General features: G+C 57.1%; 11 protein-coding genes. 9 read left to right on the forward strand and 2 right to left on the reverse strand.

All coding sequences use genetic code 11. The features are described from left to right. Window positions 1–50: 50 nt before the first annotated feature. Together AAER43_RS04785 and AAER43_RS04790 are read left to right on the forward strand one after the other, a co-directional pair. A complete protein-coding gene (locus tag AAER43_RS04785; RefSeq protein WP_057057619.1) occupies window positions 51–2,672 on the forward strand; it encodes a DUF2339 domain-containing protein in 2,622 nt (873 codons plus the stop codon). After that, a complete protein-coding gene (locus AAER43_RS04790; protein WP_050862460.1) occupies window positions 2,669–4,054 on the forward strand; it encodes a DUF3999 family protein in 1,386 nt (461 codons plus the stop codon). The genes AAER43_RS04785 and AAER43_RS04790 overlap by 4 nt, the downstream gene beginning before the upstream one ends. Before the next feature lie 43 nt (window positions 4,055–4,097). On the opposite strand, the gene AAER43_RS04795 is transcribed toward AAER43_RS04790, so the two are convergent. Next, window positions 4,098–4,700, reverse strand: coding sequence for a peroxiredoxin (locus AAER43_RS04795; RefSeq protein ID WP_008503347.1), 603 nt, complete (start codon window positions 4,698–4,700; stop codon window positions 4,098–4,100). A gap of 126 nt (window positions 4,701–4,826) precedes the next feature. Further along, window positions 4,827–5,408: an ACP phosphodiesterase gene (gene acpH, locus AAER43_RS04800; RefSeq protein WP_032637355.1), complete on the reverse strand. Its 582-nt coding sequence runs from the start codon at window positions 5,406–5,408 to the stop codon at window positions 4,827–4,829. 92 nt (window positions 5,409–5,500) lie between these two features. Here acpH and queA point away from each other — a divergent pair, with 92 nt between their 5' ends. From queA to AAER43_RS04835, 7 genes are all read left to right on the forward strand, one after another. After that, window positions 5,501–6,571: a tRNA preQ1(34) S-adenosylmethionine ribosyltransferase-isomerase QueA gene (gene queA, locus AAER43_RS04805; protein WP_014882750.1), complete on the forward strand. Its 1,071-nt coding sequence runs from the start codon at window positions 5,501–5,503 to the stop codon at window positions 6,569–6,571. A gap of 53 nt (window positions 6,572–6,624) precedes the next feature. After that, window positions 6,625–7,752: a tRNA guanosine(34) transglycosylase Tgt gene (gene tgt, locus AAER43_RS04810; RefSeq protein ID WP_003859110.1), complete on the forward strand. Its 1,128-nt coding sequence runs from the start codon at window positions 6,625–6,627 to the stop codon at window positions 7,750–7,752. A 22-nt stretch (window positions 7,753–7,774) separates the two neighbouring features. Then, on the forward strand, window positions 7,775–8,107 hold the full coding sequence (gene yajC, locus AAER43_RS04815; RefSeq protein ID WP_000007630.1) for a preprotein translocase subunit YajC: 333 nt from the start codon (window positions 7,775–7,777) through the stop codon (window positions 8,105–8,107). Window positions 8,108–8,134: 27 nt separating this feature from the next. Then, window positions 8,135–9,982 carry a protein translocase subunit SecD gene (gene secD / locus AAER43_RS04820; protein ID WP_071890803.1) on the forward strand — a complete coding sequence of 616 codons (1,848 nt, stop codon included), beginning with the start codon at window positions 8,135–8,137 and terminating at the stop codon, window positions 9,980–9,982. A gap of 10 nt (window positions 9,983–9,992) precedes the next feature. Then, entirely contained in the window at window positions 9,993–10,964 is a 972-nt protein-coding gene (gene secF, locus AAER43_RS04825; RefSeq protein ID WP_014882752.1) for a protein translocase subunit SecF, read from the forward strand. 142 nt (window positions 10,965–11,106) lie between these two features. Beyond that, window positions 11,107–11,472, forward strand: coding sequence for a VOC family protein (locus AAER43_RS04830; protein ID WP_014882753.1), 366 nt, complete (start codon window positions 11,107–11,109; stop codon window positions 11,470–11,472). Between the two features lie 14 nt (window positions 11,473–11,486). Continuing rightward, complete coding sequence (locus tag AAER43_RS04835; RefSeq protein WP_014882754.1) at window positions 11,487–12,167, forward strand: YafY family protein; 681 nt, start codon at window positions 11,487–11,489, stop codon at window positions 12,165–12,167. Window positions 12,168–12,280 lie beyond the last annotated feature (113 nt).

The following is a 12,280-nucleotide window of genomic DNA, read 5'->3' on the forward strand; positions in this document are numbered from 1 at the left end:
GCAACGATTTGTGTCAATCTTAACGAATAGTTTACGGTGAAGGTGGAAACATGGACGAGCTCTACATCCTTGGCTGTTTGTTACTGGTTTTTGCGCTGGTGGTTGCGCCCGTGCTTGCGGTTATTGGCTTTAATCGGAGCACGGCGGCGCGGCAGGAGATCGCCAGGCTTCGCCAGCGCATTGAAGCGCTTGAGCAGCGTGGTGCCGCTGAGATAGCGTCGGAGACGGCGCAGACCGCCGCGCCGGTGGTTGTGACCGCGCCAGTGGTTGAGCACACTCCCGCACCTGTCGACCCCTGGCGTCCGGACGCCAGCGTGCTCAGGGCAGAACCCGCTCCCGTTTCCGCTCCTGCCCCTGCGGCAAAACAGCCATCCGTCTTTGGCGGCATACTGACGTCGCTGGTGCGCTGGTTTATGCAGGGAAATCCGCTGGCGAAGCTGGGGATCCTACTGCTTTTCCTCGGTCTCTCTTTCCTGCTGCGCTATACCGTCGAACATTCCCTGTTCCCGCTTGAGCTGCGCCTGGTGGCGACGGCGCTGTTTGCCATCATTCTGCTGGCGATTGGCTGGCGACTGCGGCATAAGCAGCCGGTTTATGCGCTTATCTTACAGGGTGGGGCGACGGGCATTCTTTACCTGACGGTCTTTGGTGCCTTCCGGCTCTGGCAAATGTTGCCGATGACGCTGGCTTTTGCGCTGCTGGTAGCGATTTGCGCCGCGAGCGTCGGGCTGGCCGTGCTGCAAAAGGCCTTGAGCCTGGCCATGCTGGCGAGCCTCGGCGGGTATCTCGCACCGCTGCTTCTGTCTACCGGAGGCGGCAACTTTGTGGCGCTGTTCTCTTTCTATCTCCTGCTTTCCATCGGTATTCTCGCCATCAGCATCTGGCAGCACTGGCGCGAGCTCAATCTGCTCGGTCTGCTTTTTACGTTTGGCGTGGGTGGCCTCTGGGGGCTGAGCGACTATCAGCCTGAACACTATTGGGTGTGCCAGCTGTTCCTGATTGCCAATACGCTGATATTCGGCGTGCTGTGCGTGGCGCTGTCGCTGCGGGCGCAAGAAAAAGGGAAACAGATTATTGACGGCGTACTGCTGTTTGCTCCGCCGCTGATTGGCTTCGGGATGCAGTACGGCATGACCCGGCACTGGGAATATGGCCCGGCGCTGAGCGCGCTCGGATATGGGGCATTTTATCTTTCCCTTGCGTTCCTCGCGCTGCGGCGCTATCCGTCCATCGGACGACCACTGGTCATGGCGGCGCTGGCCATCGGCGGCGGGTTCGCTACGCTCGCCATTCCGCTGGCACTCTCGGCGCGCTGGACGGCGATGGCCTGGGCGCTGGAGGGGCTGGGTATCCTCTGGCTGGGCATGCAGCAGAACCTGCGTCGTATGAGCTATAGCGGGACGGCGCTGCTGGTGCTGGCACTCGGCAGCGCGCTGTGGGCGCAAATGGACGGCGTGACGTCGCTGAGCCTTCTCCTTATCTTCGCCATCCTCAGCCTTTGCTGGCTGGCTGCGGCGTGGCTATGGCGCAAAAGTGTTCTGCCGGTCAGTTGGGCGTTGTTGGCAGGCGGCCTGTTGTTCTGGATCGTGGCGCTATTGGGTGCCTCGCAACGGGTGCTGAAACAAGAATTACCTGTTCTGGCAGGCGTGCTGGCGCTCTCGGCCGTCTCGGTCTGGGGCTGGCGCCAGGCTGCCGCTCGTCTGGCGTGGCGGGAGCTGGATGCCAGCAAATGGCTGCTGTGGCCACTGATGCTGGTGATGGTGGTTTACCAGCTTTTGCATCAGCAGATCGTTGCCGCTGGCTGGTCAAATCTGGCCTGGTGCATTGCACTTCCTGCCGCATTGATGCTGCTGCGACGTGACGGTGAAAGACTGCTGCCGCGCATCGCGATGGGGCTGCACCTGACGCTTTGCTGGATGATTTTACTGGCGCTGGCGGCTGAGCTTTACTGGTTTGCTCGCGCGCTACCGTGGGGCATGGCGGCGTGGGGCAGTGGACTGGCGATGGCGGCTGGGGGCGGCGTGATTCTGGCGCTTTCCGCGGCGGTGCGTCGCCGCGCGTGGCCGTTCGGGGAGTGGCCTGCGCTCTATACCTGCCTGGCGCCGATCCCTGTCGTCGTGGCGCTGCTGGTGCTGCTGGTCGTGACCAATTTCCAGGACGGCGTCGTTTACCGGCAAACCTGGCTGCCGCTGGTGAACCCGCTTGAGGAAGGCGCGGCATTCGCGCTGCTGGGGCTGGTGGTCTTTTATCGGGCAGTGGATCGCTACTATCCCGCGTTGCTTGCTCAGGCTCGCCCGTGGCCTGCCGTTGCTATCATGGCGTTTGGCTTCTGGTGGCTTAACGGGGCGCTGATGCGCGCTCTGGCCTGGTATGGGGATGTGGCCTGGAATATGGCGTCGCTGTGGGATTCGCGGCTTATCCAGACCACGTTTGCCCTGTTCTGGATGCTGATCGCGCTGGTGGTCATGGTCCATGCTACCCGCCGGGCCTCCCGCCAGGAGTGGCTCTGCGGGGCCGCCTTGCTGGGGGTCGTGATGGTTAAACTGATGCTGGTGGACAGCGCAGGCGGAGGCGGCCTGTCCCGTGCCGTGGCGTTTATCGGCGTGGCGATACTGGTCCTGATCGTGGGGTATTTCTCGCCATTACCGCCTAAAACTGGAGATGAAAAATGAAATGGATGAAAGCGGTAGTCTGTACCACGCTGCTGGCGCTATCGGGCATGGCGTTCTGCGACGAGATGCAAACAGAATCGCCGCGGGATTATGCCTTTGGTCGTTCACTGGAAACGTCGGTTCCTTCCCAGTGGTATCGGGTGTTGCTGCCGCTCGCCGTCTATGAACAGAGCACCTCCCCGAATCTGGACGATGTCCGCGTCTTTAATCAGTCGGGTGAGCCGGTTCCCTTCAGCCTGGTCACCGCGACGCGCCCGCAGGTGGTGGCGCAATCCACGGCGCTGCGTCTTTTTCCTCTGGACGCCTCACCGCTTGCCGCGGCGCCAGATGCCGGTGATAGCAATAAGATCCTGCTCCGTTCCGGAAATGGCGTTGAGATTGTGCTCGAAGGGCAGAAAGCTGCCGTGGCCGGGCAACATTATCTGCTGACCTTGCCAGAGCAGGCGACGGGTGAGATGGCTATATCCCAGCTGCAGCTGCTCTGGAATCCCCCTCAGACGTCATGGCAGGGAACGGCATCGGTCTATTACAGCGAGGATTTGAAGCGCTGGTATACCCTACGCGAGGATATGCCCTTGCTGGACGTCGTCAGTGGCCAGGATCGCCTTAAGCTCGATCGGATCGATACCGATACGGTTTTATCTCCTGATGCGAATCGCTATCTCATGGTGGTGCTGAATACGCAGAGCCAGGGCATGACCTTGACCGGCGTAAACGCGATTAGCGCCCCTGCGCAGATGGCTCCGGAAGCGATCGACCTGGAGGGGGAAGGGGAACAGCTTTCGACAAGCGAAGCGCAGTGGCACTGGGCGCACCCGCAGCCATTGAGCGCGGTCAGCTTCTTGCTGAATGGCGACGGCGTTCTGCCCGTGGAGATCGCGTGGCGAAGTACGGAAAAAGACACATGGCACCCCCTGAAAAAAGAGGTTCTTTACCGCCTGGAGGGCAAAACGTCTGCGCCGGTTTCGCTTAACGGAGAGCGGGTCCAGGCGGTAAAAATCACGACGCTGAATGCGCGTCTGCCTGAATACCTTCCGAACGTCATAGGGCATCGCGACCGCGTTGATCTGGTGTTTAACGCGCAGGGGAAAGCACCGTACGTGCTCGCCTGGGGAAACGGGGCGGCAAAACCAGCAAACCTGGAGCCAGACATGCTGATCCCCACCGACCTGCGCAAAACCTATGATATGGCGAATCTGCCGCAGGCCGATATTGTGGATTATGTCGCGTTGGGCGGCGAGGCGCGTTTGACCGCCACTTCTGCGGGCGAGCGGGAGAGCCGGATGAACGCGCTGCTGGTGTGGAGCGTGCTGATTGTGGGCGTGATCCTGCTGGCGCTCATGGCCTGGCGCATCTGGCGAGAGACGCAGCGTAAAGCATAAAAAAAGGCCCGCATGTGCGGGCCTTCTTCGTAAACCGTGCCGATTACAGGCTGGATACGTTCTCAGACAGGTATTTTGCTACGCCGTCTGGGGAAGCAGCCATACCTTCTTTACCTTTTTCCCACTGAGCCGGGCACACTTCGCCGTGCTCTTCGTGGAACTGCAGCGCGTCAACCATGCGCAGCATTTCGTCGATGTTACGACCCAGCGGCAGATCGTTCACTACCTGGTGACGAACGATGCCGTTTGCGTCGATCAGGAAAGAACCGCGCAGTGCAACGCCAGCGTCCGGATGTTCGATACCGTAAGCCTGCTGGATTTCGCGTTTGATGTCCGCAACCATTGCGTATTTCACCGCACCGATGCCGCCTTTGTCGACAGGGGTGTTACGCCATGCGTTGTGTACAAATTCAGAGTCGAAGGAGACGCCAACCACTTCCACGCCACGCTTCTGGAATTCTTCATAACGTTTGTCGAAGGCGATCAGCTCAGACGGGCAAACGAAGGTGAAGTCCATTGGCCAGAAGAACAGAACGGTCGCTTTACCGTTGGTGTGCTGTTTGAAGTTGAAGTTTTCAACGATTTCACCGTTGCCCAGAACTGCTGCAGCTGTAAAATCCGGAGCCGGACGAGTTACCAGAACCATATGATTCTCCTGTAGATACTAAGGTTATTTGGAACGCAACGCGAGCCAGTATAGAGAGTGTTCATGGATAAGACAAAGAGGTGGTGACAATCGTTCCGCCAGCTTTTACCTATCAATGTAAATCTGTCACAGCTGTTTGTTTTTCGCTTGCGCCATCATGCGCGGATAGAACTGCCAGAATTGCGTCCCCAGCGCGTCATAGTGTGCATCCAGGTCATACCAGGAGTCACGCAGCGCATCCAGACGCGGCCGGCGGCTGGCCATGCCATTCAGGACGTTCTGGATAAAATCCATCTCACCATAGCGCTCCAGCCAGCGTTCTGACCACAAATAGTTGTTCAGATTAACAAAGCGCGGCGGTGAGTCGGGCAAAATGACCGACACCTGTGCATGGGCGTAGCGCACAAACTCTGGCAACGGTAGCGACGGGGAGAGCTGTTCCCAGTGGCGAGACAGGAAATGGTCCCACATCACATCCAGCGTGATCGGCGCAACGCGGCGCGTCTCAGGGCGGAACCACGCTTTGGCTTCCGTGACCTCGGGCAGGTTATCGGTGATGACATCAATGCGGCGGTGCATAAAGATGCCGTCGACAACCTCAGGGGAATAGTCTTCTGCAGGGTTGCCGCGCACGAAATCGGCCAGCAAATTGCCGGAAAGGGAGCTGTCAGCGAGGTGAGCGAGATGCAGGTGAGCGAGAAAATTCATGCGTTTTATTTGTCCGGGGGCGGCTAATTGTTGCAGCAAAAGGGTGTGAGCACTAGACTATGCCGCCTGTTTTTAAGTCACGAGTATACGTCATGCGCGTCGCCGATTTCTCCTTTGAACTACCTGAATCCCTGATTGCTCACTATCCCATGCCTGAGCGCAGCAGCTGTCGCTTACTGTCGCTGGATGGGCCAACGGGCGAGCTGACGCACGGTACTTTCACCGATTTGCTCGACAAGCTCAACCCTGGCGATCTGCTGGTCTTTAACAACACCCGCGTGATCCCGGCGCGTCTGTTTGGCCGTAAGGCCAGCGGCGGCAAGATTGAAGTGCTGGTCGAACGTATGCTCGATGATAAACGTATTCTGGCACATATTCGCGCCTCTAAAGCGCCGAAGCCGGGCGCAGAACTGCTGCTGGGCGATGACGAGAGCATTAAAGCGACCATGACCGCGCGTCACGACGCGCTGTTTGAGGTGGAATTCCAGGACGAGCGCACGGTCCTCGATATCCTTAACGCCATCGGCCATATGCCGCTGCCGCCGTATATTGAACGCCCGGACGAAGAGGCCGACCGCGAGCTGTACCAGACCGTCTACAGCCAGAAACCTGGCGCGGTCGCGGCGCCGACGGCAGGACTGCACTTTGATGAACCGCTGCTGGAAAAACTGCGCGCGAAGGGCGTTGAGATGGCGTTCGTGACGCTGCACGTCGGCGCGGGTACGTTCCAGCCGGTGCGCGTAGACAGCATTGAAGACCACATCATGCACTCTGAGTATGCCGAAGTGCCTCAGGAGGTGGTGGACGCGGTGCTGGCGGCGAAAGCGCGCGGAAACCGCGTGGTTGCGGTAGGCACGACTTCAGTCCGTTCGCTGGAGAGCGCTGCACAGGCCGCGAAAACGGGTCTCATCGAGCCGTTCTTTGGCGATACGCAGATCTTTATCTACCCGGGCTACCAGTACAAAGTCATTGATGCGCTGGTGACCAACTTCCATCTGCCTGAATCGACGCTGATTATGCTGGTTTCCGCGTTTGCGGGTTATCAGCATACGATGAATGCTTACAAGTCTGCGGTAGAACAAAAATATCGCTTTTTTAGCTACGGGGACGCGATGTTTATCACGTACAATCCGCAGGCTTTGAATGAGCGTGTCGGGGAATAAGTCCGCGGCACCGTATGACAACGTTGGACTGTTTTTCTGACGTCGGAGAAAAAATGAAATTTGAACTCGATACCACCGATGGCCGCGCGCGTCGCGGTCGTCTGGTGTTTGATCGCGGCGTGGTGGAAACCCCCGCATTTATGCCTGTGGGTACGTACGGCACCGTAAAAGGGATGACGCCGGAAGAAGTTGAAGCCACTGGCGCACAGATTATCCTCGGTAACACCTTCCACCTGTGGCTGCGCCCGGGTCAGGAGATCATGAAGCTGCACGGTGACCTGCACGACTTCATGCAGTGGAAAGGCCCAATCCTGACCGATTCCGGCGGTTTCCAGGTCTTCAGCCTGGGGGATATCCGCAAGATCACCGAGCAGGGCGTTCACTTCCGTAACCCGATCAACGGCGATCCGATTTTCCTCGATCCAGAAAAGTCGATGGAGATTCAGTACGATCTCGGTTCTGACATCGTGATGATCTTCGACGAATGTACGCCATACCCGGCTGACTGGGACTACGCGAAACGCTCTATGGAGATGTCTCTGCGTTGGGCGAAGCGTAGCCGCGACCGTTTTGACTCCCTGCAGAACAAAAATGCGCTGTTCGGCATTATCCAGGGCAGCGTTTACGAAGATTTACGCGATATCTCCGTTAAAGGTCTGGTAGAGATAGGTTTTGATGGCTACGCTGTCGGCGGTTTGGCTGTGGGTGAGCCGAAGGAAGATATGCACCGCATTCTGGAGCATGTCTGCCCGCAAATCCCGGCGGATAAACCACGATACCTGATGGGTGTGGGTAAACCAGAAGATCTGGTGGAAGGCGTACGTCGCGGCATCGATATGTTCGACTGCGTCATGCCAACCCGTAACGCACGTAACGGTCATCTGTTCGTGACTGACGGCGTGGTGAAAATCCGTAACGCGAAGCATAAGAGTGACACCAGCCCGCTCGATTCCGAGTGCGATTGCTATACCTGTCGCAATTATTCCCGCGCGTATCTGCATCATCTCGATCGTTGCAACGAGATTTTGGGCGCGCGTCTCAATACCATTCATAATCTTCGTTATTATCAGCGCTTAATGGCTGGTTTACGTAAGGCTATCGAAGAGGGTAAATTAGAGAGCTTCGTGACCGATTTCTACCAACGTCAGGGGCGGGATGTTCCACCGTTGAACGTTGATTAATTTTAATAATGAGGGAATTTGAATGAGCTTTTTTATTTCTGATGCGGTAGCGGCAACAGGTGCTCCGGCGCAGGGCAGCCCGATGTCTCTGATCCTGATGCTGGTTGTGTTCGGTCTGATCTTCTACTTCATGATCCTCCGCCCACAGCAGAAGCGTACCAAAGAGCACAAAAAGCTGATGGACTCCATCGCGAAAGGCGATGAAGTGCTGACCAACGGTGGTCTGGTCGGTCGCGTAACCAAAGTGGCTGAAAGTGGCTACATTGCAATCGCCCTGAACGACACCACTGAAGTGGTTATCAAACGTGACTTCGTAGCTGCCGTTCTGCCGAAAGGCACCATGAAGGCGCTGTAATCCCAACTTTTCCCAAAGGGAACTGCCGTGTTAAACCGTTATCCTTTGTGGAAGTACATCATGCTGGTCGTCGTGATTCTCGTCGGCCTGCTGTACGCGCTTCCCAACCTGTATGGTGAGGATCCGGCCGTTCAAATCACTGGCGCGCGCGGTGTCGCCGCCAGTGAGCAAACGCTGATCCAGGTCCAGAAAACGTTACAAGAAGAAAAAATTACCGCTAAGTCTGTGGCTCTGGAAGAGGGTGCAATTCTTGCTCGCTTCGACACCACCGACACGCAGCTCCGCGCTCGCGAAGCGCTGATGGGCGTGCTGGGTGACAAATATGTCGTGGCGCTTAACCTTGCTCCTGCAACCCCGCGTTGGCTGGCTGCGCTGAACGCAGAGCCGATGAAACTGGGTCTTGACCTGCGTGGTGGTGTTCACTTCCTGATGGAAGTGGATATGGATACCGCGCTCGGCAAGCTGCAGGAACAGAATATCGACAGCCTGCGCAGCGATCTGCGCGACAAAGGCATCCCGTACACTACCGTGCGTAAAGAAGATAACTACGGCATGAGCATCACGTTCCGAGACAGTGCGGCGCGCGATCAGGCTGTAGATTACCTGACCCAACGTCACCGTGACCTGGTGATCACCTCTCAGGGCAGCAACCAGCTGCGCGCGGTGATGACCGATGCGCGTCTGAAAGAAGCGCGTGAATATGCCGTTCAGCAGAACATCAACATTCTGCGTAACCGTGTAAACCAACTGGGCGTGGCTGAGCCGCTGGTACAGCGTCAGGGTGCTGACCGTATCGTGGTTGAACTGCCGGGTATTCAGGACACTGCGCGTGCGAAAGAGATTCTGGGTGCGACCGCAACGCTGGAATTCCGTCTGGTTAACTCTAACGTCGATCAGTCCGCTGCTGCCGCAGGCCGTATTCCGGGTGACTCCGAAGTGAAACAGACCCGCGAAGGTCAGCCTGTTGTGCTGTACAAACGCGTCATTCTGACCGGTGACCATATTACCGACTCCACTTCCAGCCAGGACGAATACAACCAGCCGCAGGTTAACATCTCGCTGGATAGCGCGGGTGGTAACATCATGTCTAACTTCACCAAGGATAACATCGGTAAACCGATGGCCACCTTGTTCGTGGAGTACAAAGACAGCGGTAAGAAAGATGCCAACGGTCGTGCAGTGCTGGTGAAAGAGGAAGAGGTGATTAACATCGCCAATATCCAGTCTCGTCTGGGTAACAGCTTCCGTATTACCGGTATTAGCAACCCGAACGAAGCGCGTCAGCTCTCTCTGCTGCTGCGTGCCGGTGCGCTGATTGCGCCAATTCAGATTGTTGAAGAACGTACCATTGGTCCAACGCTGGGGATGCAGAACATCCAACAGGGTCTGGAAGCGTGTCTGGCCGGTCTGGTGGTCTCTATCCTCTTCATGATCTTCTTCTATAAGAAGTTTGGTCTGATTGCGACCAGTGCGCTGGTCGCCAACCTGGTGCTGATCATCGGCATTATGTCCCTGCTGCCAGGGGCGACGCTGACCATGCCGGGGATTGCGGGTATCGTTCTGACCCTTGCGGTGGCGGTCGACGCCAACGTACTGATTAACGAACGTATCAAAGAAGAGTTGAGCAACGGTCGCTCTGTTCAGCAGGCGATTGACGAAGGTTATAAAGGCGCGTTCAGCTCTATTTTCGATGCGAACGTAACAACACTGATCAAGGTTCTTATCCTGTATGCAGTGGGTACTGGCGCGATCAAAGGCTTTGCGATTACTACCGGTATCGGTGTCGCAACGTCAATGTTTACCGCTATTGTCGGCACCCGTGCCATCGTGAACCTGCTGTACGGCGGCAAGCGCGTCAAAAAGCTGTCTATCTGAGGAGTGCGTTGTGGCACAGGAATATACTGTTGAACAATTGAACCATGGCCGTAAAGTCTGGGACTTTATGCGCTGGGACTACTGGGCCTTCGGCATTTCAGGTTTACTGCTGATTCTGTCCATCGTCGTTATGGGCGTGAAAGGCTTTAACTGGGGTCTGGATTTCACCGGTGGTACGGTTATCGAGATCTCCCTGGAAAAACCGGTCGATATGGACCAGATGCGTCTGTCTCTGCAGAAAGCGGGCTTTGAAGAGCCGCTGCTGCAGAACTTCGGCAGCAGCCGTGACATCATGGTGCGTATGCCGCCGGTACACGATGCTAACGGCAGCCAGGAGCTGGGCAGTAAGGTTGTTAACGTGATTAACGAAACAACCAGCCAGAACGCGGCGGTCAAGCGTATTGAGTTTGTCGGCCCGAGCGTGGGTGCGGACCTGGCTCAGACCGGTGCAATGGCGCTGCTGGTGGCGCTGATCTCCATCCTGGTGTACGTCGGTTTCCGCTTCGAGTGGCGACTGGCGGCCGGGGTGGTTATCGCCCTGGCGCACGACGTGGTGATCACCATGGGGGTTCTGTCGCTGTTCCACATTGAGGTTGACCTGACCATCGTGGCATCTCTGATGTCCGTTATCGGTTACTCACTGAACGACAGTATCGTGGTATCTGACCGTATCCGTGAAAACTTCCGTAAGATCCGTCGCGGTACGCCGTACGAAATCTTTAACGTGTCGTTGACCCAGACGCTGCACCGTACCCTGATCACCTCCGGTACCACTTTGATGGTGATCCTGATGCTGTTCCTGTTCGGTGGCCCGGTACTGGAAGGCTTCTCGCTGACCATGCTGATTGGTGTCTCCATCGGTACGGCGTCGTCTATCTACGTCGCATCCGCACTGGCACTGAAACTCGGCATGAAGCGCGAGCACCTGCTCCAGCAGAAGGTTGAGAAAGAAGGGGCGGATCAGCCGTCCATTCTGCCGTAAGGCGTCGAATAGCGTGTTATCGAAATCCCGGTCGGTTGACCGGGATTTTTTTTATCTGCTCCTGACAAACACTCCTGACAGTATGCTGTCAGGAGCCCTGTCGTAGACTCTTTTCGAACCCAAACAACAGTCAGGAGGATGTATGAAAAGTGTGATTAACTGGTTTGAAATTCCCGTGGTAGATATGGATCGCGCCATCAAATTTTATGAGCCAGTCATGCAGGTCCAGCTGAGACGTGAGAAAATGGACATGGCAGAGCTCGCGGTATTCCCGCATGACGATCCGGCCACCGGCGGCGCGCTGGCAAAATTTGAGGGCGTTTCGCCGTCGCAGCAGGGCGCTATTATCTATCTGCATACGGATAACCTGACGGCTACGCTCGATCGCATTGCCTCCGCGGGCGGCGAGTGTGTGTTTGGCCCGCTGGAACTGCCGGATGGTATTGGCACCATTGCTTTGTTTATCGACAGCGAAGGTAACCGCGTCGGCCTCCATCAACCTGCCTGAGAGCGTAATAAGATATGACCCGACGTGCTGACCGTTTGTTTCAGATTGTGCAGATCCTGCGGGGCAGGCGTCTGACGACGGCAGCGCATCTGGCGGACAGGCTTGGCGTCTCCGAGCGCACGGTCTACCGCGATATCCGCGATCTGTCGCTCTCCGGCGTGCCGGTGGAAGGCGAAGCGGGAAGCGGATACCGGCTGATGTCGGGTTTTGATCTGCCGCCTCTGATGCTGACAAATAAGGAGTCTGAGGCGCTGATCGTCGCAATTCGCCTGCTCAAGACCTGGGGAGGAGAATCGCTGTCGCGCGAGCTGGAGTCGGCCCAGGAGAAAGTGCTGGCGATCCTGCCTGAGGAGAGTCGTCGAAAGGCGGAGCAGACGCGGATTTATGCCCCGGATTTCTGCATGCAAAGCCACTCCCGCAGCGATTTTGACATGATTCATCAGGCAATTTCCGCCCAGCACGTGCTGGCGTTGCATTACCGTGATGAAGCCGGGCAGCTTTCAAAGCGTGAGGTTCAGCCGCTGGGCTTGTTCTTCTGGGGAGAGCGCTGGCTGCTGGCGGCGTGGTGTGAACGGCGCGATGACTATCGCTGTTTCCGGCTCGACAGATGTCTCAATATCGTGCAGACGGAGAGACGGTTTAGCGAAAGTGCGGACAGGTCTCTGGCGGATTTTTTGCGCAAGGTTAAGCAATAAAAAGCCAGCTCTTGAGCTGGCTTTTTTGCCCGGCGGCGAGGTAAAAGCAAAACGGCAACGTATGTTGCCGTTTTTAGTATTTGTTCCCTCTCCCTGTGGGAGAGGGGCAGGGT

This window comes from Enterobacter sp. FUJ80071, from assembly GCF_038739915.1.
GTDB lineage: Bacteria > Pseudomonadota > Gammaproteobacteria > Enterobacterales > Enterobacteriaceae > Enterobacter > Enterobacter kobei.